Annotated in this window: 21 protein-coding genes; 18 read left to right on the top strand and 3 right to left on the bottom strand. The window is 56.2% G+C overall.

The features are described from left to right. The first annotated feature begins 67 nt into the window (after window positions 1-67). The 8 genes from N5923_RS06485 to mlaA are packed head-to-tail and all read left to right on the top strand — an operon-like array spanning window position 68 to window position 6,497. Window positions 68-811, top strand: coding sequence for a heme ABC transporter permease (locus tag N5923_RS06485; protein ID WP_267142208.1), 744 nt, complete (start codon window positions 68-70; stop codon window positions 809-811). Next, window positions 808-1,041 carry a heme exporter protein CcmD gene (gene ccmD / locus N5923_RS06480; RefSeq protein WP_267142207.1) on the top strand — a complete coding sequence of 78 codons (234 nt, stop codon included), beginning with the start codon at window positions 808-810 and terminating at the stop codon, window positions 1,039-1,041. Before N5923_RS06485 ends, ccmD begins: the two co-directional genes overlap by 4 nt. Then, window positions 1,038-1,526: a cytochrome c maturation protein CcmE gene (gene ccmE / locus N5923_RS06475; protein WP_267142206.1), complete on the top strand. Its 489-nt coding sequence runs from the start codon at window positions 1,038-1,040 to the stop codon at window positions 1,524-1,526. The genes ccmD and ccmE overlap by 4 nt, the downstream gene beginning before the upstream one ends. After that, window positions 1,523-3,478, top strand: a complete 1,956-nt coding sequence (locus tag N5923_RS06470) for a heme lyase CcmF/NrfE family subunit (RefSeq protein ID WP_267142205.1) — start codon at window positions 1,523-1,525, stop codon at window positions 3,476-3,478. Before ccmE ends, N5923_RS06470 begins: the two co-directional genes overlap by 4 nt. Continuing rightward, window positions 3,475-4,032: a DsbE family thiol:disulfide interchange protein gene (locus tag N5923_RS06465; protein ID WP_267142204.1), complete on the top strand. Its 558-nt coding sequence runs from the start codon at window positions 3,475-3,477 to the stop codon at window positions 4,030-4,032. The genes N5923_RS06470 and N5923_RS06465 overlap by 4 nt, the downstream gene beginning before the upstream one ends. Continuing rightward, a complete protein-coding gene (locus N5923_RS06460) occupies window positions 4,029-4,493 on the top strand; it encodes a cytochrome c-type biogenesis protein (protein WP_267142203.1) in 465 nt (154 codons plus the stop codon). Before N5923_RS06465 ends, N5923_RS06460 begins: the two co-directional genes overlap by 4 nt. Further along, window positions 4,490-5,701: a c-type cytochrome biogenesis protein CcmI gene (gene ccmI / locus N5923_RS06455; RefSeq protein ID WP_267142202.1), complete on the top strand. Its 1,212-nt coding sequence runs from the start codon at window positions 4,490-4,492 to the stop codon at window positions 5,699-5,701. Before N5923_RS06460 ends, ccmI begins: the two co-directional genes overlap by 4 nt. 34 nt (window positions 5,702-5,735) lie before the next feature. After that, the gene (gene mlaA, locus N5923_RS06450; protein ID WP_267142201.1) at window positions 5,736-6,497 is read left to right on the top strand and encodes a phospholipid-binding lipoprotein MlaA; all 762 of its coding nucleotides are present in this window, start codon (window positions 5,736-5,738) and stop codon (window positions 6,495-6,497) included. 68 nt (window positions 6,498-6,565) lie between these two features. On the opposite strand, the gene fadL is transcribed toward mlaA, so the two are convergent. Further along, complete coding sequence (gene fadL / locus N5923_RS06445) at window positions 6,566-7,849, bottom strand: long-chain fatty acid transporter FadL (protein WP_267142200.1); 1,284 nt, start codon at window positions 7,847-7,849, stop codon at window positions 6,566-6,568. Window positions 7,850-8,234: 385 nt separating this feature from the next. Between fadL and N5923_RS06440 the strand changes: the two genes are divergently transcribed. The 4 genes from N5923_RS06440 to sixA all read left to right on the top strand — a co-directional run bounded on the left by N5923_RS06440 (window position 8,235) and on the right by sixA (window position 12,853). After that, window positions 8,235-8,531: a YfcZ/YiiS family protein gene (locus N5923_RS06440; protein WP_267142199.1), complete on the top strand. Its 297-nt coding sequence runs from the start codon at window positions 8,235-8,237 to the stop codon at window positions 8,529-8,531. A gap of 200 nt (window positions 8,532-8,731) precedes the next feature. Continuing rightward, on the top strand, window positions 8,732-10,042 hold the full coding sequence (gene fadI, locus N5923_RS06435; RefSeq protein WP_267142198.1) for an acetyl-CoA C-acyltransferase FadI: 1,311 nt from the start codon (window positions 8,732-8,734) through the stop codon (window positions 10,040-10,042). Then, window positions 10,042-12,201 carry a fatty acid oxidation complex subunit alpha FadJ gene (gene fadJ / locus N5923_RS06430; protein WP_267142197.1) on the top strand — a complete coding sequence of 720 codons (2,160 nt, stop codon included), beginning with the start codon at window positions 10,042-10,044 and terminating at the stop codon, window positions 12,199-12,201. Before fadI ends, fadJ begins: the two co-directional genes overlap by 1 nt. A 169-nt stretch (window positions 12,202-12,370) precedes the next feature. Further along, window positions 12,371-12,853 (top strand): phosphohistidine phosphatase SixA, encoded by a 483-nt coding sequence (gene sixA / locus N5923_RS06425; RefSeq protein WP_267142196.1) that lies wholly within the window; start codon window positions 12,371-12,373, stop codon window positions 12,851-12,853. Between the two features lie 55 nt (window positions 12,854-12,908). On the opposite strand, the gene smrB is transcribed toward sixA, so the two are convergent. Continuing rightward, the gene (gene smrB / locus N5923_RS06420) at window positions 12,909-13,460 is read right to left on the bottom strand and encodes an endonuclease SmrB (RefSeq protein WP_267142195.1); all 552 of its coding nucleotides are present in this window, start codon (window positions 13,458-13,460) and stop codon (window positions 12,909-12,911) included. Between the two features lie 178 nt (window positions 13,461-13,638). On the opposite strand from smrB, the gene prmB reads away from it, so the two are divergent. The 6 genes from prmB to N5923_RS06390 are packed head-to-tail and all read left to right on the top strand — an operon-like array spanning window position 13,639 to window position 18,177. Next, window positions 13,639-14,571 (top strand): 50S ribosomal protein L3 N(5)-glutamine methyltransferase, encoded by a 933-nt coding sequence (prmB, locus tag N5923_RS06415; RefSeq protein ID WP_267142194.1) that lies wholly within the window; start codon window positions 13,639-13,641, stop codon window positions 14,569-14,571. A gap of 3 nt (window positions 14,572-14,574) precedes the next feature. After that, window positions 14,575-15,660, top strand: a complete 1,086-nt coding sequence (gene aroC / locus N5923_RS06410) for a chorismate synthase (protein WP_267142193.1) — start codon at window positions 14,575-14,577, stop codon at window positions 15,658-15,660. 4 nt (window positions 15,661-15,664) lie between these two features. Continuing rightward, on the top strand, window positions 15,665-16,489 hold the full coding sequence (gene mepA / locus N5923_RS06405; protein WP_267142192.1) for a penicillin-insensitive murein endopeptidase: 825 nt from the start codon (window positions 15,665-15,667) through the stop codon (window positions 16,487-16,489). A gap of 8 nt (window positions 16,490-16,497) precedes the next feature. Continuing rightward, on the top strand, window positions 16,498-17,301 hold the full coding sequence (locus tag N5923_RS06400; protein ID WP_267142191.1) for a sulfite exporter TauE/SafE family protein: 804 nt from the start codon (window positions 16,498-16,500) through the stop codon (window positions 17,299-17,301). Window positions 17,302-17,312: 11 nt separating this feature from the next. Next, on the top strand, window positions 17,313-17,861 hold the full coding sequence (locus N5923_RS06395) for an elongation factor P hydroxylase (RefSeq protein ID WP_267142190.1): 549 nt from the start codon (window positions 17,313-17,315) through the stop codon (window positions 17,859-17,861). Between the two features lie 34 nt (window positions 17,862-17,895). Beyond that, window positions 17,896-18,177, top strand: coding sequence for a YfcL family protein (locus N5923_RS06390; RefSeq protein WP_267142189.1), 282 nt, complete (start codon window positions 17,896-17,898; stop codon window positions 18,175-18,177). 98 nt (window positions 18,178-18,275) lie between these two features. Here N5923_RS06390 and mnmC read toward each other — a convergent pair whose 3' ends face one another. Beyond that, window positions 18,276-20,285 (bottom strand): bifunctional tRNA (5-methylaminomethyl-2-thiouridine)(34)-methyltransferase MnmD/FAD-dependent 5-carboxymethylaminomethyl-2-thiouridine(34) oxidoreductase MnmC, encoded by a 2,010-nt coding sequence (gene mnmC, locus N5923_RS06385; protein WP_267142188.1) that lies wholly within the window; start codon window positions 20,283-20,285, stop codon window positions 18,276-18,278. Between the last annotated feature and the right edge of the window lie 109 nt (window positions 20,286-20,394).

Below are 20,394 nucleotides of genomic sequence, written 5' to 3'. Positions count from 1 at the left end.
CTGCCGGTAGCTACACGACAACCCTATAAAAACTAAAATTTTATTTTTTTATTGTGAGCGCTAAATCATGTGGAAATGGCTACATCAGCTGGCAAAGCCGGAACGGCTTTACCAGTTCAGCGGGCAACTGGCGCCCTGGTTTACCATTGCCGGTCTGGCAAGCCTGTTGCTGGGTTGGGTTTGGGGATTTGGTTTCGCGCCTGCCGACTATCAGCAGGGTGACAGTTACCGCATCATCTATATCCATGTACCTGCGGCGATGTGGTCGATGGGCATCTATGCCTCGATGGCGATTGCAGCGATTGTGGGTCTGGTCTGGCAGCTAAAAAGCGCTGACCTGGCCGCCGCGGCGATGGCGCCGGTGGGCGCGGTATTTACCTTTATTGCGCTGGTCACCGGATCTGCCTGGGGCAAGCCGATGTGGGGCACCTGGTGGATCTGGGATGCGCGCCTGACTTCCGAGCTGGTGTTGCTGTTCCTTTATATGGGCGTGATCGCGCTTTATAGCGCATTTGACGATCGCCGCGTCGCCGGACGCGCCGCCGGCATCCTGATTCTGGTCGGCGTGGTTAATCTGCCGATCATTCATTATTCCGTACAGTGGTGGAACACCCTGCATCAGGGATCGTCCGGCATGCTGCAACAGGCGATTGCGCCGAGCATGCGTACTCCGCTGCGCTGGTCGATCCTCGGTTATCTGCTGGTGTTTATCGCCCTGACGCTGATGCGTCTGCGCAATCTGCTGTTGCTGAGCGAGCGTCACCGTCCGTGGGTGGCCGCCGTGGCGGCAAAAGGAGGGCGTAAATCATGACTCCGGCTTTCTCTTCCTGGCACGACTTCTTTGCGATGGGCGGCTATGCCTTTTATGTCTGGCTGGCAGTGGCTTTTACCCTGATCCCCCTTGGCGCGTTGTTTCTGCACAGTGGCTTACAGCGTCGCCGTCTGCTGGCGGAAATTCGTCAGCGTCAGTCGCGTGAGCAACGTATTCGTGCGGCCAAAAACAGACCATCCGCCTCTGCCACAGCTGGAGAGCAACCGTGAATACCCGTCGTAAAAATCGCTTATATCTGGTGCTGGCGATATTAATAGGTCTTGGCCTGGCCACTGCGCTGGTGATGTATGCGCTGCGCGCCAATATTGACCTGTTCTATACACCCGGTGAAATTATTAATGGTAAAGGCGAGGCGCAGCAGAAACCCGAGCCCGGGCAGCGCTTACGTGTCGGCGGCATGGTGATGCCCGGCAGCGTAAAACGCGATCCGCAGACGCTGCGCGTGTCGTTTAAGTTATATGACGCGAACGGCGTGATTAGCGTTAGCTATGAAGGCATCCTGCCGGATCTGTTCCGCGAAGGGCAGGGCGTCGTGGCGCAGGGCGTGCTGGAACCCGGTAACCTGGTCAATGCCAAAGAGGTGCTGGCTAAACATGATGAAAAATACACGCCGCCGGAAATTGAAGACGCAATGAAAAAGAATCATAAACGCCCGGCTGATGCTTATCAGCAGGCGCAAGGTGACCAGTCATGATGCCTGAAATCGGCAGTTTTCTGCTCTGTCTGGCACTGGCGCTGTCACTGCTGTTAAGTATCTATCCACTATGGGGCGCCAGCCGTCAGGATGCACGGCTGATGGCGCTGGCGCGTCCGTTAAGTTACGGGCTGTTTGCCTGTATTCTCGGCGCCTTTGTGCTGCTGGTGCATGCATTTATTGTTAACGATTTTAGCGTCGCCTATGTGGCCACCAACTCTAACACCCTGTTGCCGGTTTACTATCGTATCGCCGCCACCTGGGGGGCGCATGAAGGCTCGCTGCTGTTATGGGTGCTGTTGCTAAGCGGCTGGACGTTGCTGGTGGCGCTGTTTAGTCGCGCGATGCCGCTGGATGCGATTGCCCGGGTGCTGGCGGTGATGGGGATGATTAACCTCGGCTTTTTGCTGTTTATCACCCTGACATCCAACCCTTTTACTCGTACTTTGCCGGACTTCCCAATCGACGGCAGCGATCTGAATCCGATGCTGCAGGATATCGGCCTGATCTTCCATCCGCCGCTGCTGTATATGGGTTATGTCGGCTTCTCGGTAGCATTTGCGTTTGCTATTGCCTCGCTGATGGCCGGTCGTCTTGATACTGCCTGGGCGCGCTGGTCGCGGCCATGGACCACTGCAGCATGGGTATTCCTGACGATTGGCATCGTGCTGGGATCGGCCTGGGCTTACTATGAACTGGGCTGGGGCGGCTGGTGGTTCTGGGATCCGGTGGAAAACGCTTCCTTTATGCCGTGGCTGGCCGGAACCGCGCTTATCCACTCGCTGGCGGTCACCGAAAAACGCGGCACCTTTAAAGCCTGGACGGTACTGCTGGCGATTACCGCATTTTCACTCAGCCTGCTCGGCACCTTCCTGGTGCGCTCCGGCGTGTTAGTGTCGGTGCATGCCTTTGCCTCGGATCCGGCGCGCGGCATGTTTATCCTCGCTTTCCTGGTGATTGTAATCGGCGGCTCATTGCTGCTGTATGCAATAAAAGGTGGCAAGGTGCGCAGCCGGGTGCTGAATGAAATCTGGTCGCGCGAATCTTTCCTGCTGGGCAATAACGTATTGCTGATTGCCGCGATGCTGGTGGTGTTGCTGGGAACCCTGTTGCCGCTGGTGCATAAACAGCTGGGGCTGGGCACCATTTCGATTGGCGAACCCTTCTTTAATACTATGTTCAGTTGGCTGATGGCGCCGCTGGCGCTGGCGCTGGGTATCGGCCCGCTGGTGCGCTGGCGTCGTGATGAGCCGCAAAAGTTATGGAAGCGACTTGCGCTGGCGATGCTGACCACGCTGGTGCTATCGATTCTGCTGCCGTGGCTGATGCAGGACCGCATTGAAGCGATGACGGTCGTCGGGCTGATGATGTCGCTGTGGGTGATTATTCTGACGCTGATGGAGTTGCATGAACGCGCTACCCACCGCCACTCACTGCTGCGCGGGCTGCGTCATCTGTCGCGCAGCCACTGGGGCATGGTGCTGGGGCATCTCGGCGTGGCGGTGACGATTATTGGTATCGCCTTTAGTCAGAATTACAGCGTTGAACGCGATGTGCGGATGAAAGCGGGTGACAGCGTTGATATCCATAACTACCACTTTGTGTTCCGCGATCTGCGCAGTTTGCAGGGCGCTAACTACAGCGGCGGTGTGGCGCTGATTGACGTGACGCGCAATGGTAAGCATGAAGCGACGCTGCATGCCGAGAAACGTTTTTACAGCGTCACGCGATCGATGATGACCGAAGCGGCGATTGACGGTGGTTTTACCCGCGATCTTTACGCCGCGCTGGGCGAAGAGCTGGACGATAACTCATGGGCAGTGCGTATCTATTACAAACCTTTTGTCCGCTGGATCTGGTTTGGCGGCCTGTTTATGGCGCTGGGCGGCATTCTGTGTCTGCTCGATCCGCGCTATCGTTCGCGTAAAAAAGTGCAGCAGGAGCCAGCATGAACAAGAAGATTCTCTATATTCCGCTGGTACTATTTTTGCTGTTGGCGGCGGCGCTGTTATACCAGCTGTCACGTAATGCCAATGGTGACGATCCCACGCTGCTGGAGTCGGCGCTGATTGGTAAACCGGTGCCGCAATTTAAACTGGAATCTCTCGATCAGCCGGGCAAAATTTACGACCAGGCGGTACTGAATGACGGCCAGCCGATTCTGCTGAATGTCTGGGCCACCTGGTGTCCGACCTGCCGCGCCGAACATCAATATCTTAATACCCTGGCGCAACAGGGTATCCGTGTAGTGGGACTCAACTATAAAGATAACCGGCAAAAAGCGGTGAACTGGCTGAATACGCTGGGGAATCCGTATGCGCTGAGTCTGTATGACGGCAACGGCATGCTGGGACTGGATCTTGGCGTATATGGCGCACCGGAAACCTTTCTGATCGATGGCAACGGCATTATCCGCTATCGCCATGCGGGCGATATGAATGAGCGTGTCTGGCAACAGGAAGTCAAACCGCTATGGGATAAATATCGTCAGGAGTCAGGTAAATGAAATCCATAACTACCCTGCTGCTAGCGATGTTACTGAGTTTCAGCGCCTTTGCCGCCATTGATACCCTGCAGTTTGATTCGGTGGAGCAGGAGCAGCAGTATCGCCAGCTGACTGAATCACTGCGCTGCCCGAAATGCCAGAACAACAGTATTGCCGACTCCAATGCGATGATCGCTGGCGATATGCGCCTGAAAGTTTATCAGCTGATGAAGCAGGGACAGAGTAAGCAGCAGATCACCGACTATATGGTGGCGCGCTATGGCAATTTTGTCACTTATCAGCCGCCGCTGACCGCGTCTACCCTGATTCTGTGGGCAGGCCCGGTGCTGTTTGTGCTGCTGGGCGCGCTGGTGATTATTTTGCGCAGCCGCAAGCCGCAGCCGACGCAACAGGCACGGCTTGATGCCGCTGAACAGCAGCGCCTGGACAGATTACTGAAGAATAACAGGAAGCAATCATGAGCGTGTTTTGGCTAACTCTTCTCGCATTGTTACTGGCCGCCAGCGCGCTGCTGCTGGTCGCTGGCTGGCGCAGCCGTAACGCCAGTGCACAACAACGCGACACGCTGAACACCGCTTTTTACCATCAGCGCTTGCAGGAGCTGGAACAGGATGAAGCGCAGGGCGTGGTGGCTGAGCGGCCCGAGATGGTGCGCGAACTGCAACAGACGTTGTTAACCGATATTCCGGAGGGCGCTTATCCGCAGGCGCGCAGCATCAGCCGCTGGGTGCTGCTGCCAGGCGTGCTGCTGATTTTTATCGTCAGCCTTGCACTCTATTTTAAGGTTGGCGGTCTGCCACAGTTAATGGCCTGGCAGCAGGTGAAAAACGATCTGCCGGCACTGCGTGGGCGGGTGATGGATCCGAATGGCAAGCCGTTGTCGATGGAGGAGCTGGCGCGCCTCGGTCTGGGTATTCGCAGCGAACTGCAAACCGATCCTGTTAATCTTGATGACTGGATGATGCTGGGGCGTATTGGCATGGTGCTGAATAACCCCACCACTGCAGGTCAGGCATTTCAGCACGCATTGCAACTGTCGCCGGGCAATCAGGAAGTTAAACTCAGCTATGCTGAAGTGCTGACGCGTTCCAGCGATGCACAGGACAATCGGGAAGCTGAAGTGATGCTGCTGGCGATGCAGAAAGAGGACAGCAATAATCTGCGGGTGCTGGGCTTATTAGCCTTTAATGCATACCAGCAACAGCATTACGATCGCGCCATCGCCGGATGGCAGCAGATGCTGACGCTGTTGCCCGCCGGAGACCGCCGCATCAGCATGATCCAGCGCAGCATTGAGCAGGCGAAAACCGACTCGGGTGAGCAAAATAGCAAGCTGGCGCTGACGGTTAAGTTGTCACCGGCGGCAGAAAAAATGTTACCTGAAGGCGGAGTATTGTATATTTCTGTTTCTGACGGTGTTTCACCGGTACCGGTGGCGGTGAAAAAACTGCCGCTGAGTCATTTCCCGTTATCGCTCACGCTGGATGACAGCAACGCTATGATGCCGGAACGCCTGCTTTCGGCACAGCATCAGGTCAAGGTACGGGTTCGCATTTCGCGCAATGGCAGCGCTAATCCTCAGTCGGGCGACTGGCTGGGTGAAAGTGCAGCGACGCCATACGATGGTCATCAGCAGCTGTCGGTTGCCATCGATCGGCAGCAGCCCTGAAGCGCCTTAAAATATAGAGTACAGGGAGAACAACATGAATTACCGCCTGACGGGTTTGGCACTGGCAACTGTGCTGTTGACAGGTTGCGCCAGTTCCAATGATGCGAACGAGCCACAAGGACGTTCCGATCCGCTGGAAGGTTTTAACCGCACCATGTTTAATTTCAACTATAACATGCTGGATCCCTATGTTTTGCGTCCTGTCGCGGTGGCCTGGCGTGATTATGTGCCGACGCCGGCGCGTACCGGACTGGGCAATTTCCTCGGTAACCTCGATGAACCGGCAGCAATGGTAAACTCCTTCCTGCGTGGCGACCCGTATCGCGGTGCGATCCACTTTAACCGCTTCTTCCTGAATACCCTGTTAGGGATGGGCGGCTTTATTGATGTCGCCGGGATGGCGAACCCGAAACTGGCGCGTGAAGAGCCGCCGCGCTTCGGTGGCACGCTGGGTTCTTACGGTGTCGGTTATGGCCCTTATGTGGTGTTGCCGGGCTATGGCAGCGCCACGCCGCGTGAAGATGGCGGCGACTATGTGGATAATCTCTATCCGGCGCTCAGCTGGCTGACCTTCTGGATGTCGGCAGGTAAATGGGTGTTTGAAGGGGTTGAAACGCGCGCCCAGCTGCTGGACTCCGATGCGATGCTGCGCAATACCAAAGATCCTTACGCCTTTGTGCGTAATGCCTATTTCCAGCGCCATGACTTCCTGGCAAGCGGTGGCAAGCTGAAACCGCAGGAGAACCCAAATGCTTCGGCGATTCAGGGCGAGCTGAACGATATTGACGCAGAATAAATGAAAATGGCGGCGATAACGCCGCCACTACAAGGCCGGTAGCGGCGGCGTTATCGCCGCCGTTAAACTCAGAACTTATAGTTAAAGCCTGCGCCGTACAACCAGGCTTTCCCTTCAGATTCAAAAGTATAATCCCCTTCCTGCACCGTCACATGCTGACCATGCATATAAGAGATACCCACATCCACCGAAGCATCCTGATTCAGTGCGTAAGAAGCACCGGCGCTCAGCCACAGGCGATCCTGGTCAGGAATGGAGATTGAGCGCTTATCGGCAGGCACCGGGCTGTCATCAAAGGCGATACCGCCACGGAAGGTCCAGTTATCGTCATAGAAGTAGCTGGCGCCCAGGGCGATGCGGTAAGCATCTTTAAAGCCTTCTTCTTTATAGAACAGCGTCTGGCCGTTGCTGCCGGTGGCTTTCAGCTCCTGGAACTGGCTCCAGCTGGTGTAAGCCATGCTGTAGTGTACCGCCCACTGTGGTGCTACTTTGTGATAACCGGACACTTCCCACATCTCTGGCAGATTCAGGGTCAGCGCGCCCGGAATGGTATTGCCATCGGTGCCGTAAGGCAGACCGAAGGCGCTGGACGCTGGCGTGCCATTCAGTGCTGACGGCAGGCTGCTCTTATAGTCGCCGTCAAAATCGATTTTTACTTCAGAACGGTAGGTGAAGCCGAAGCGGTTATCATCGTCCACTTCATACAGGATACCGGCGTTCCAGCCGTAGCCCCATTCATCACCTTTCAGATGGGCAATTTGCGTGTCGGCAGGCACACCCAGCAGCGCACCGGATTCACCGGCATAACGCTCGATTTTTGCTCTGGCGTAAACCGCATCAAAGCCGATGCCAAAACTGAAGTGCTGATTCAGGCGATACGCCGTACTGACGTTAAAGTTACCGGTCATCAGGTCAGTTTTACCGGCGTAACCGCCCGCGGTATAACTGTCATTAAATTCGGTAGCCAGACCGTAATTACTGGTGATTGAGGCGCCGACCCACCACTGATCGTTAATCGGCTGCACAAAGTGAATATTCGGGATCCACTGGGTTGGCGCAATATTATCCGCATTGAGGCTGTTGCCGGAATTACCCTCACCCGAAATATTCACATCGGGATCAATAAATACGGCGCCGATACTAAATTGTGGTCGATCCATTAACGCCATGGTAGCCGGGTTACGGCTGGCTGAGGCTGCAGTATCGCCGATTGCGCCTTCGCCAGAATAAGAACGACCTAAGCCAATCGATGAGAATTCATTAAGCTGAAAGCCCGCGGCATAAACTTGTGAAGAAACGAGAGCCATTGCAGCTGCCACAGCTGACTTTGCAAACAGGTTTTTATGGTTCATGACCACAACCTCATTATCTGATTTTATTAAACTCTGTTACATAGCGTAACAAGGATCGCGGATTGTAGGGACTGACAGACGGCTAACAAATCAGACCAGTGCGCCAAGTATAGGTCTGACCTGTACACATGTTGCAATATTGTTTTTAAAATATTGCCAAATTGATACTAAAAATAAGATCCGCTTAACAAAAAGTGCACTTTTTAATGACGAATAAAATTGTAGCAAAAATTCTAATTTGTTCTGGATCAATTTTAACTGTGATATTCGTCACTTAACGGCTTCCGGGCAGGGTAAAGGTAGTGCGGTAAATAACGCAGGCGTAAACTATTACAAGTTGAATTAGTATGCCTGCCGCTGCGGCGGCATGAATCAGGAGAGCACCATGACCGATGCCATTAATAAATGTAGCGCGAACGAAACGGCAGCCTGCTGTTGTGTTGATGTGGGCACCATTATGGACAACACCGACTGCACGGCCTCTTACAGCCGGGTGTTTGCCGATCGCCCGACAGCTGAAGCCACGCTGGCAGCATTAAGCAGTAAAGCGCGCGCTGTAGAATCTGAACCTTGCGAAATCAATGCCCGCATTACTGAACGGCAGGATGGCGTGCAGCTTGATATCGATTTTATCTTTGCCTGTCAGGCGGAGACGATGATTTTCCAGCTCGGCCTGCGTTAATCTCCCCGCGGGCGGCGAAAACGCCGCCCCTGCAATTTTAATGGAGCCGTTTTCGGCTGCCGCATCGCCTTAATTCGTGTCTTCACTCTCATTTTTCTCTCCCCATGCTTGGCGCAATGTAACATTGTGGTTAACACTGGTGATCAGGTCTGACCTCTTTTGGCAATGATGCCTCCGATCTCGGCTAACAGGTGACAATAATGAGCAAAGCGCTTCCTTTGCTGACGCGTCAGGGCGAACGCATCGCGATAACACACGGATTACGCACTCCTTTTGCCCGCCAGGCCAGCGCACTGCATGGCATCCCGGCAGTGGAACTGGGAAAGATGGTGATTGGCGAACTGCTGGCGCGCAGCGATATTCCGCCGGAAATTATTGAACAGCTGGTATTTGGCCAGGTCGTGCAGATGCCGGAAGCGCCAAATATTGCACGCGAGATTGTGCTGGGAAGCAGCCTGAGTGTGCATACCGATGCCTGGAGCGTCAGCCGCGCCTGCGCCACCAGTTTCCAGGCGGTAGCCAGTGTCGCCGAGAGCTTACTGGTGGGCACGATTCAGGCGGGGATCGCGGGCGGCGCCGACTCGTCCTCCGTGCTGCCGATTGGCGTCAGTAAAAAGCTGGGACGCGTGCTGGTCGATCTCAGTAAAGCGCGCAGCCTGTCACAAAAACTAAAGCTGTTCAGCCAGCTGCGGCCAGGCGATCTGCTGCCGGTGCCACCGGCAGTCGCGGAGTACTCCACCGGCCTGCGGATGGGCGATACCGCCGAGCAGATGGCAAAATCTCATGGTATCAGCCGCGAGCAGCAGGATGCCTTAGCGCACCGCTCGCATCAGCGCGCTGCCAAAGCCTGGGATGAGGGCAAGCTGGCGGATGAAGTGATGACCGCGTTTGTCCCGCCGTGGCGCGGCGCGTTTCAGCAGGATAACAACGTACGTCGCGATTCGAAGCTGGAAGATTACGCGAAATTACGTCCCGCCTTTGACCGTAAACACGGTACCGTCACCGCCGCTAACAGCACGCCATTAACCGATGGCGCGGCGGCGGTGATCCTGATGACCGAATCGCGCGCGCGTGAACTGGGTATTGTGCCGCTCGGCTATCTGCGCAGCTATGCCTTTACCGCCATTGATGTCTGGCAGGATATGTTGCTCGGTCCCTCTTATGCTTCACCGCTGGCGCTGGATCGGGCGGGTATTACGCTCGACGACCTGACGCTAATCGATATGCACGAAGCTTTTGCCGCCCAGACACTGGCCAATCTGAAAATGTTCAGTGACGAACGTTTTGCCCGCGAGGTGCTGAAACGCCCCCATGCGCTGGGGGAAGTCAATGAAGAGAAATTTAACGTGCTGGGCGGCTCAATTGCCTACGGTCATCCGTTTGCCGCCACCGGCGCGCGCATGATTACGCAAACCCTGAATGAATTAAAACGACGTGGCGGTGGACTCGGGCTGGTGACTGCCTGTGCCGCCGGAGGCTTAGGTGCGGCAATGGTTCTGGAGGCCGAATAATGGAACAGCCATCTGCATTTCACTTACAGATGCGTCTGGATAATGTCGCGGTGATCACCATCGACGTGCCGGACGAGAAAATGAATACGCTGAAAGCCGCCTTTGCCGGACAAATTCGCCAGGTTATTCAGCGCGCCCGGGAAAATCCGCATCTGGCCGGCATAGTGATGATCTCCGGCAAACCGGACTCGTTTATCGCCGGAGCCGATATCAGCATGATTGCCGCCTGTAACAGTGCGCAACAGGCGGAAACGCTGGCGAAACAGGGGCAGAAAGTGATGAGCGATATCGCGGCGCTGCCTTTTCCGGTGGTGGCGGCGATTCACGGCGCCTGTCTTGGCGGTGGTCTGGAGCTGGCGCTGGCCTGCGGGCAGCGTATCTGTACGCTGGATGATAAAACGCGGCTGGGATTGCCGGAAGTGCAACTGGGGCTGCTGCCCGGATCGGGCGGAACGCAGCGTTTACCGCGGCTGGTCGGCGTGTCGAACGCGCTGGATCTGATGCTGACCGGCAAAACGCTGCGCCCGCGCCAGGCACTGAAAATTGGCCTGGTGGATGATGCGGTGCCGCACAGTATTCTGCTGGAAACCGCGGTGGCGCGGGTACTGAAGGGACAGAAACCACGCGCGCGTCTGCCGGTGCGCGAACGCCTGATTAACGGTCCGCTGGGGCGCGCGCTGCTGTTTACCCTCGCCACGCGCCAGACCCGGGCGAAGACCAAAGGTAACTATCCGGCCACCGAGCGTATTTTAGCGGTGGTTCGCAACGGGCTGGAGCAGGGCAGCAGCAGCGGTTATGCGGCGGAAGCGAAAGCCTTTGGCGAACTGGTGATGACGCCAGAATCAAGAGCGCTGCGCAGTCTGTTCTTTGCCACTACCGCGATCAAAAAAGAGCATGGCGCAGAGGCTGAACCGCATAAATTGCGTGCGGTTGGCGTGCTTGGCGGTGGTCTGATGGGCGGCGGTATCGCCTGTGTTACCGCCACGCGTGCGGGTCTGCCGGTGCGGATTAAAGATATTAATACTGAAGGGATTAACCACGCGCTGAAGTACAGCTGGGACACGCTGGGCAAAAAAGTGAAAAGACGCCATATCAAACCAGCCGAACGTCTGCGGCAGATGGCTTTGATCAGCGGTGATACCGAATTTCGCGGCTTTCAGCAGCGCGATGTGATAATCGAGGCGGTATTTGAAGATTTGGCGCTGAAACAGAAAATGGTGGCCGAGGTGGAGCAGCACTGTTCAGCGGCCACTATTTTCGCTTCCAATACCTCATCATTGCCGATTGCGGATATCGCCGCACAGGCGCAGCGACCGGAAAATGTGATCGGTTTGCACTACTTCAGTCCGGTCGACAAGATGCCGTTGGCGGAAGTGATCCCGCACGCTGCCACCAGCGCGCAGACTATCGCCACGACCGTGGCGCTGGCGAAAAAACAGGGCAAAACCGCGATTGTGGTGGCGGATCGCGCCGGTTTTTATGTTAATCGCATTCTGGCGCCTTATCTGAATGAAGCGGTGCGCTGCCTGCTGGAAGGCGAACCGATTGAGGTGATTGATAACGCGCTGGTGGAGTTTGGGTTTCCGGTTGGGCCGGTTCAGCTGGTGGATGAGATCGGCATTGATGTCTGTCTGAAAATCATACCGATTCTTGAGCAGGCTTACGGAGAGCGTTTTAACGCCCCGGCAGCGTTCAGTGCGGTGTCAGCGGACAACCGCAAAGGGCGTAAAAACGGACGCGGTTTCTATCGCTATACGGGCGCCTCGCTGCCGGGCAAAAAAAGGGTGGATAGCAGCATCTATCCGCTGATCAAGGTGAAACCCAAAGCGCGGCTGGAAGGGGCGCTGATTGCCCAGCGCTGCGTGATGATGATGCTGAATGAGGCGGTGCGCTGCCATGATGAACAGGTGATCCGCAGCCCACGCGATGGCGATATTGGTGCGGTTATGGGGATCGGCTTTCCGCCGTTTTTGGGCGGGCCATTCCATTACATCGATGCCCTGGGCGCCACCATGGTAGTAAATACATTAGTGAGTTTAATGCATCAGTACGGCGAGCGTTTTGCCCCCTGTGATGCGCTGCGGCGGATGGCGGAACAGGACGAAAAGTTTTACAAAACAGAGCGGGTCAGCGATACCCATATTGATTCAGTGGCTTAGCAGGACACGCTTACAGCGTCATTCATGGCGCTGTTCTGATAAGCGCTTATTAAATGCACAATCGGTTGACTATGCTCAGGGCATTGCGGTACAACACAGCGTTCATTCGCAGAATGAAGAGTCAGCGAACCTCTGTTCGCGGCGATTTTTTTAACAACAGCGGTGCATTATGCAAGTTTTTATTATGCGTCACGGCGATGCGGCATTAGATGCAGCCAGTGATTCAGTCAGACCTCTTACTCATTGCGGCTGCGATGAGTCTCGCCAGATGGCTAGCTGGCTTAACAGCCAGGCACTGGATATCGAGCGCGTTCTTGTCAGTCCATACCTCCGCGCCGGGCAGACGCTTGCCACGGTGCGCGAAGCACTCCCGCTGCCTGAAGAGCAGGATGTGTTGCCGGAGCTCACTCCTGGCGGCGATCCGGGCTTAGTTGCCTGCTATTTGCAGACGCTGGCAAACGAGGGGGTTAAATCGGTGCTGGTGATTTCACACTTGCCGCTGGTGGGATACCTGGTTTCCGAACTCTGCCCGCAGGAAGCGCCGCCGATGTTTGCCACCTCGGCGATAGCCTGTATCAATTTTGATGCGGCCAGCAGCGAAGGTAAACTGGAGTGGCAGGTCAGCCCGAAGAAACTCGCTAAAGCGATGTGATTTAATCTATCGTGCTCCAGGGGCGGCGTTCTCGCCGCCCGTGACAACCCTGCATTTAAGGCAATTCCGGCGGCTGCCACTCTTCCACTTCAATCAATACCAGCACGGCGGCATCTCCGCCAAACGCTTTTGGCGCCTGATGAAAGGCCATCACATACGGATGCTGCGCCAGCCACAGCGGTGTTTGCTGCTTGAGAATATGTTTGCCATGGCCATGCATCACGCTGGCGCAAAAGATATGCTCGCGGCGGCAGGCGGCCAGCAGCGCGCCCAGTTCCTGTTTTGCCTGATTCTGCGTTAAACCATGCAGATCGAGAAAAATCTCCGGCGTATAGTCTCCACGACGTAACTTCTTCATTTCATAATGGCTGACATCGCTGCGCACATAGCGCACCGGGCCTTCCGTCGCCAGCAACGGCTGAAATTCATCGGAAAAGTAGTGGCTGTTGTCCGCCTGCTCCGAAAGCAGCCGTTTCTGCGGCACTTCACTGATTTTTTTGCGTTGCGGCGCATGCACAATGGTGTCCTGCGTCAGTTTACGCGTGCCACTCATTAGCTGACGAAACAGTGCCTTATCGTCCGCGCTAAGTTTGTCTTTGCTGGTCATTAGTCTTCACAGTGATGTTAATTTACGGCGAGCCTGATTACGGGCCGCGACTCGTCAGATCCCTACCTTAACGCGCAGCCGCAACAAAAGTCAGCTTTTTCGCCTCTCTGCGCTGAATTATTGGCGGCTTCGTGGCAAACTAGCGCCCGGGTTTTTACAACCGCCTGCGGAGGGCAACTTGGATAAAATTTTCGTCGATGAGGCAGTGAACGAACTGCATACCATTCAGGACATGCTGCGTTGGGCGGTAAGCCGTTTTAGCGCTGCGGATATCTGGTATGGTCACGGCACCGACAACCCGTGGGACGAAGCCGTTCAGCTGGTGTTGCCAACGCTCTGGCTGCCACTGGATATCCCGGAAGATATGCGCAATGCGCGCCTGACCACCAGTGAGCGCCATCGTATCGTTGAGCGCGTGATTCGCCGCGTTAACGAACGTATTCCTGTCGCCTACCTGACCAATAAAGCCTGGTTCTGCGGTCACGAATTCTATGTGGATGAGCGCGTGCTGGTGCCGCGTTCACCGATTGGCGAGCTGATTGAGAATCACTTTGCCCAGCTTCTCGACCATCAGCCTGAACATATTCTTGATATGTGTACCGGCAGCGGCTGTATTGCCATCGCCTGTGCTTACGCATTCCCGGATGCGGAAGTCGATGCGGTCGATATCTCGCTCGATGCGCTGGCGGTAACCGAGCAGAATATCGAAGCACACGGCATGATTGACCATGTCACGCCGATGCGTTCGGATCTGTTCCGCGATCTGCCGAAGATTCAGTATGACGTGATCGTCACCAATCCGCCGTATGTCGATGCGGATGATATGGGCGATCTGCCGAATGAGTATCGCCATGAACCGGAACTGGGTCTGGCCGCCGGCAGCGATGGCCTGAAACTGGCGCGCCGCATTCTGGCCTGCGCGCCAGATTATCTTAGCGACAATGGTATTCTGATCTGCGAAGTGGGCAACAGCATGGTGCATATGATCGAGCAGTATCCGGATGTGCCTTTTAACTGGCTGGAATTTGATAACGGCGGCGACGGCGTGTTTATGCTGACGAAACAGCAGATTATCGATGCCGCTGACCACTTCAAAATTTACAAGGACTAGAGCATGGCGGGTAATACTGTTGGACAACTGTTTCGGGTCACGACTTTTGGTGAATCCCATGGTATTGCACTGGGCTGTATCGTCGATGGCGTGCCGCCCGGTATTCCACTGACGGAAGCCGATCTGCAACATGATCTTGATCGTCGCCGGCCCGGCACCTCGCGCTACACCACCCAGCGCCGCGAGCCGGATCAGGTGAAGATCCTGTCTGGTGTATTTGAAGGTGTCACCACCGGTACGCCGATTGGCCTGCTGATTGAAAATACCGACCAGCGCTCCCAGGATTATAGCGCGATCAAAGATGTGTTCCGTCCGGGTCATGCCGACTACACCTACGAGCAGAAATATGGCCTGCGCGACTATCGTGGCGGTGGCCGTTCGTCGGCGCGTGAAACCTCGATGCGCGTGGCGGCCGGGGCGATTGCCAAGAAGTATCTTGAGCTGAAGCACGGTATTAAAGTACGCGGCTATCTGGCGCAGATTGGCGATGTCGCCTGTGAACTGAAGGACTGGGATCTGGTTGAGCAAAACCCGTTCTTCTGCCCGGATGCAGATAAGCTGGAAGCGCTGGATGAACTGATGCGTGCGCTGAAGAAAGAGGGTGACTCCATCGGTGCCAAAGTGACGGTGATGGCGGAAAATGTCCCGGCTGGCTGGGGCGAACCGGTGTTTGACCGTCTGGACGCAGACCTGGCGCATGCGCTGATGAGTATCAACGCAGTGAAAGGGGTGGAGATCGGCGATGGCTTTGCGGTAGTGAATCAGCGCGGCAGTCAGCATCGTGACGAGATCCGCGCTGGTGGCTTCCAGAGCAACCACGCTGGTGGCATTCTTGGTGGTATCAGCAGTGGCCAGACGGTGATTGCTAATCTGGCGATGAAACCGACCTCGAGCATTACCGTGCCGGGCAAGACCATTAACCGCTTCGGTGAAGAGGTGGAGATGATCACCAAAGGACGCCACGACCCGTGCGTCGGGATTCGTGCGGTGCCGATTGCCGAAGCGATGATGGCGATTGTGCTGATGGACCATCTGATGCGTCAGCGCGCCCAGTGTGCTGATGTTAATAGCGACGTTCCGCGTTGGTAAGCCGATGAAAAAACTGCTCTTCACTCTCTGCGCGCTGCTGATTTCTCTGCCCGCGCTGGCCGCGACGGCGTGGCAAAATATTGTCCAGCCGATCAGCGGCAGCCCGCAGTCGATTGGCGGTTTTTCCAATGGCTGTATCGTCGGCGCGCAGCCGCTGCCGCTGGATGCGGCTAACTATCAGGTGATGCGTCAGGATCAGCGTCGCTATTTCGGCCATCCCGATCTGATTCTGTTTATTCAGCGCCTGAGTAGCCAGGTGAGTCATCTGGGGCTGGGTGAAGTGCTGATTGGCGATATGGGCATGGCGGCGGGTGGGCGCTTTAGTAGCGGTCATGCCAGTCATCAGTCCGGTCTTGATGTTGATATCTGGCTGCAATTGCCGAAAACCCGCTGGACGTCACAGATGCTGCTGAAGCCGCAGCCGCTCGATCTGGTGAGCACCGATGACCGCAATGTGGTGGCGCGTCACTGGAAACCGGAGATCGACAGCCTGATCAAACTGGCGGCGAAAGATAATGAGGTTACACGTATCTTCGTCAATCCGGCGATTAAAAAGCAGCTTTGCGCCGATGCTGGCGTCGATCGTGACTGGTTACGCAAAGTGCGTCCGTGGTTCGCCCATCGCGCCCATATGCATGTGCGTCTGCGCTGTCCGCCGGAAAGCCTGGAGTGTGAAGAGCAGGCGGCGCCACCGCCAGGCGATGGCTGTGGCGCTGAGCTGCAAAGCTGGTTCGAGCCGAAAAAACCAGGCAGTGGTGCGCCAGTGAAACGTGAGCCGCCGCCGTTACCCCCTTCATGTCAGTCTTTGCTGGATAAGCATCTACTTTAGGAACAGAGATGGATTGGTTTGTTGTCAGCCCGCTTGTAGTCGGGCTGCTGTTTTTTGTGGCGGTACTGGCGGCATTTATCGATTCCATCGCCGGTGGCGGTGGACTGCTTACCGTTCCGGCATTGCTGGCCGCCGGCATGTCACCGGCGCAGGCGCTGGCGACCAATAAGTTGCAGGGAGTGGGGGGATCGTTCTCCGCCAGCCTCTATTTTGTGCGGCGTAAAGCGGTCGATCTGCGCGAGCAAAAACTGAATATCGCCATGGCCTTTGGCGGTTCAGTGCTGGGTGCCACGCTGATTCAGCATATTGAGCCTGGCCTGCTGCGTCAGGTGTTGCCGCTGCTGATTATTGCTATTGGCCTCTATTTCCTGCTGATGCCGCGCCTGGGTGAAGAGGATCGCGTGCGTCGCCTGTATGGCCTGCCGTTTGCACTGGTAGCCGGTGGTTGCGTCGGTTTCTATGATGGCTTTTTCGGTCCTGGCGCCGGTTCGTTCTATGCGCTGGCATTTGTCACTCTGTGTGGCTATAACCTCGCCAAATCCACCGCCCATGCCAAAGTGCTGAACTTCGCTTCAAACTTAGGCGGCCTGCTGTTCTTTATTTTTGGCGGCAAAGTGGTGTGGGGAACCGGCCTGGTGATGCTGCTGGGCGCTTTCTGCGGTGCGCGACTTGGCGCCAGCCTGGTATTAAGTCGCGGCCAGACGCTAATCCGTCCGATGGTAGTGATTGTCTCGGCGGTAATGAGCAGCAAACTATTGTATGACAGTCATGGCGCGCAAATCGGCGCATGGTTCCACTCGATTATTTCCTGATGATAACTTCAATGACCACAACACACGATTATCAGCAACTGGTTAGCCTGTTTGACGACTGCTTTATGCAGGACTTTCAGACCCGCCTGATTAAAGGCGACGACGAACCGATCTATCTTCCTGCAGATGAAGAGTCGCCGTGGAACCGGGTGGTGTTTGCCCATGGTTACTACGCCAGTGCGCTGCATGAAATTTCACACTGGTGCATTGCCGGTGCGGAACGCCGCAAACTGGTGGATTTTGGCTACTGGTATTGCCCGGATGGCCGTGACGCCAGTACACAACATCAGTTTGAAGCGGTGGAAATTAAACCGCAGGCGCTGGAATGGTTGTTTTGTGTTGCGGCAGGGTTTCCCTTCAATGTAAGTTGTGACAATCTCAGCGGAGATTGTGAACCTGATCGCATTGCATTTCAGCGTCAGGTACACGCTCAGGTGATGACTTACCTGGAACAGGGCATTCCAGCCCGTCCGGCACGCTTTATTGCAGCACTTCGTACGTTTTACTCCATGCCCCCGTTGACGGCAGCCCAGTTTCCCTGGCCGGAAGATCTGAGCTGAGCGGGGGAGTGAATTTTGAAGAAGAGGAAGAGACATGATCGCAGAATTTGAATCGCGTATTCTGGCCCTGATTGACGATATGGTTGAACATGCCAGTGACGACGAGCTGTTTGCCAGCGGTTATCTGCAAGGTCACCTCACGCTGGCGGTTGCCGAAATGGAGCTGACCGGGGAGCATACGGCGGAAGCCTTACAGATTCAGGTGCAGAAAAGCCTGCATAAAGCCATCGACGCCGGTGAACTGTCACCGCGCGATCAGGCGCTGGTGATTGGCATGTGGGATAATTTGTACCTGCAAGCCCGCCAGTCAGCATAATGCCCCCCTCCCCCATAAAATGGGGGAGGGACGGGGTGGGGGGAAAGTGACTTCGCTCCCACGACTTCATTTCCTGCAACGTCGCTTCCCCGCCCCTGTTATACCACCGCTTTTCCTTTCAGTAACTTTCTTACCCAGTAGCGATTCGGATTCAGTGCGGCCAGCGTGGCGGCATCCAGCGGTATCGGCTCGGCGCACAGCTGCGCCGCCAGAATTTCCGCCGCCAGCGGCGCGCTGCACAATCCGCGCGAACCGAGTGCGCCCAGTACAAACAGCTGTGGCCACAATGGCGCAGGGACGATCTCCGCGCCAGCCGCCAGGCTATCGCGCAACCCGGCATAGGCGCTTAATGTCTGCTGATAATCCGCCAGCGCACCGGCCATTGGCAGATGGTCGCGGGTGGCGCAGCGTACGCCGCAGCGGGCTTCGGCGGCGCTGACATCCACCTGTTGCGGCCAGCGGCAATCCGGCAGACAGCGGATTAGACGCGCGCGGTTTTCCTGCTGATCGGCGTCACGGTAGTCAGTGGTCACTTCGCCACGGCGGTAACTGGCGCCAATACAGTGGGTGCCAAACTGCGGACTGCGCGGCGTAAGATAGCCGTCATAACACAGCACCTGTTGCAGTGCGCTGAGTTCGCCTTGTGAGGGGATATGGCTGACCTGGCCCGCCACGGCATACACCGGCAGCTGGGCGCTTTGCGGCAACGAGGCCAGCGCATGGCCGGTGGCCAGCACCACATTCTGATGAGTGGCCGTTTTGCCATCGGCAAAGGTCAGCTGCCAGCCCGGCTGTAGCGGGTCGAGCTGCTCCAGCCGGTGCAACCAGTGAATACGTAAACCCTGCTGATTGGCGAGATCCAATACTGTGGCGGTGAGCTCCGCCGGTGAGAGCCAGCCGCCGTCAGGATACGTGATGCCGCCGCAGCCGGTTGTAATCCCGGCCAGCGTTTCTGCCTGTTGCTGATCAACAATCTGCGCCAGCTCAGCGGGTAATTCCATCGCCGCCATCTGGGTAATTTTCTCGCGGCTTTTTTCGTCCCAGCCAAGCTGGGTGACGCCGCACCACTGATGTTCAAAGGTCTGCGGTAAAGCATCATACAGACGGCGGGCAAAGGTAAATGCCGCCGGGAAAAACTGTTTCAGCGCCTCGTCATGATGATTTAACAGTGGGTAGAGCGCCCCCTGACGGTTGCCAGACGCGCCGAGCGCCGGCGCTTCATCAGCACAATAGAGCGTGACGCGCTTGTTGCGGCGCAGCAGCGCCAGCGCCAGCACCGCACTGGCAACGCCGCCGCCAATAATCGCAATATCCTCGCCGACCGCCGCCGGGCGTGCATACCAGGGCGCAGTAGCGGCAATCTCCGGCGCTTGGTTCAGCGTGCCGATCAGCATATGGCGTTTCTCACCAAAGCCTTTGTGGCGCACCGCGGCAAAACCGGCGTCAATCAGGCCACGGCGTACAAACCCGGCGACGGTAAAGGTCGCCATCGTGCCTCCCGGACGCGCCAGCCGCGCCATGGTGGCAAACAGCTGTGGCGTCCACATCTCCGGATTTTTCGACGGGGCAAAACCATCGAGGAACCAGGCATCCACCTGACGATTCAGACTGTCATCAAAATGGTCAATTAACTGGTTAATATCGCCAAACCACAGATCGAGCGTGACGCGCCCACCATCAAGCAACAGGCGATGACAACCCGGCAGCGCCATCGGCCATTGTGCCTGCAGCTGTTGCGCCCAGGGCGCCAGTTCCGGCCAGTGCGCCTGCGCGGCAGCCAGATCGGCGCGGGTCAGCGGATATTTTTCGACGCTGATAAAATGCAGGCGTTGCAACGTGGCTTGTGGATCCTCGCGGCGAAACTGGTCAAAGGCCTGCCACAGCACCAGAAAATTGAGTCCGGTGCCGAATCCGGTCTCGGCGGTAATAAAAAGTTCACGAGGATGATCGGAGAAGCGAGCCGGTAAATTATTGCCCGCCAGAAACACATATCGCGTCTCTTCAAGGCCGTTCTGATTGGAAAAATAGATGTCGTCAAATGCTCGGGATACAGGTGTACCCTGATCATTCCAGGACAACTCGGCATGTTCGACCGGGGATAATTTCACGGCAAGGGCTCATTAATCAGGCAGTGGCGCGATTTTAGCGATGTCGCCGGGATGACGCAAATTTACAAAAGTTAAAAGCTGATCGGACTTGTTCGGCGTACAAGTGTAA

The organism is Winslowiella arboricola, from assembly GCF_025527015.1.
Classification (GTDB): Bacteria; Pseudomonadota; Gammaproteobacteria; order Enterobacterales; family Enterobacteriaceae; genus Erwinia; species Erwinia arboricola.
This window is presented reverse-complemented; position numbering and strand designations above follow the sequence as displayed.

Bases quoted from the DNA above. Each gene is read 5' to 3' on its own strand.
- N5923_RS06485 (WP_267142208.1), top strand. From the start codon at position 68: ATGTGGAAATGGCTACATCAGCTGGCAAAGCCGGAACGGCTTTACCAG.
- ccmD (WP_267142207.1), top strand. From the start codon at position 808: ATGACTCCGGCTTTCTCTTCCTGGCACGACTTCTTTGCGATGGGCGGC.
- N5923_RS06470 (WP_267142205.1), top strand. From the start codon at position 1,523: ATGATGCCTGAAATCGGCAGTTTTCTGCTCTGTCTGGCACTGGCGCTG.
- N5923_RS06465 (WP_267142204.1), top strand. From the start codon at position 3,475: ATGAACAAGAAGATTCTCTATATTCCGCTGGTACTATTTTTGCTGTTG.
- N5923_RS06460 (WP_267142203.1), top strand. From the start codon at position 4,029: ATGAAATCCATAACTACCCTGCTGCTAGCGATGTTACTGAGTTTCAGC.
- ccmI (WP_267142202.1), top strand. From the start codon at position 4,490: ATGAGCGTGTTTTGGCTAACTCTTCTCGCATTGTTACTGGCCGCCAGC.
- mlaA (WP_267142201.1), top strand. From the start codon at position 5,736: ATGAATTACCGCCTGACGGGTTTGGCACTGGCAACTGTGCTGTTGACA.
- fadL (WP_267142200.1), bottom strand. From the start codon at position 7,849: ATGAACCATAAAAACCTGTTTGCAAAGTCAGCTGTGGCAGCTGCAATG.
- N5923_RS06440 (WP_267142199.1), top strand. From the start codon at position 8,235: ATGACCGATGCCATTAATAAATGTAGCGCGAACGAAACGGCAGCCTGC.
- fadI (WP_267142198.1), top strand. From the start codon at position 8,732: ATGAGCAAAGCGCTTCCTTTGCTGACGCGTCAGGGCGAACGCATCGCG.
- fadJ (WP_267142197.1), top strand. From the start codon at position 10,042: ATGGAACAGCCATCTGCATTTCACTTACAGATGCGTCTGGATAATGTC.
- sixA (WP_267142196.1), top strand. From the start codon at position 12,371: ATGCAAGTTTTTATTATGCGTCACGGCGATGCGGCATTAGATGCAGCC.
- smrB (WP_267142195.1), bottom strand. From the start codon at position 13,460: ATGACCAGCAAAGACAAACTTAGCGCGGACGATAAGGCACTGTTTCGT.
- aroC (WP_267142193.1), top strand. From the start codon at position 14,575: ATGGCGGGTAATACTGTTGGACAACTGTTTCGGGTCACGACTTTTGGT.
- mepA (WP_267142192.1), top strand. From the start codon at position 15,665: ATGAAAAAACTGCTCTTCACTCTCTGCGCGCTGCTGATTTCTCTGCCC.
- N5923_RS06400 (WP_267142191.1), top strand. From the start codon at position 16,498: ATGGATTGGTTTGTTGTCAGCCCGCTTGTAGTCGGGCTGCTGTTTTTT.
- N5923_RS06395 (WP_267142190.1), top strand. From the start codon at position 17,313: ATGACCACAACACACGATTATCAGCAACTGGTTAGCCTGTTTGACGAC.
- N5923_RS06390 (WP_267142189.1), top strand. From the start codon at position 17,896: ATGATCGCAGAATTTGAATCGCGTATTCTGGCCCTGATTGACGATATG.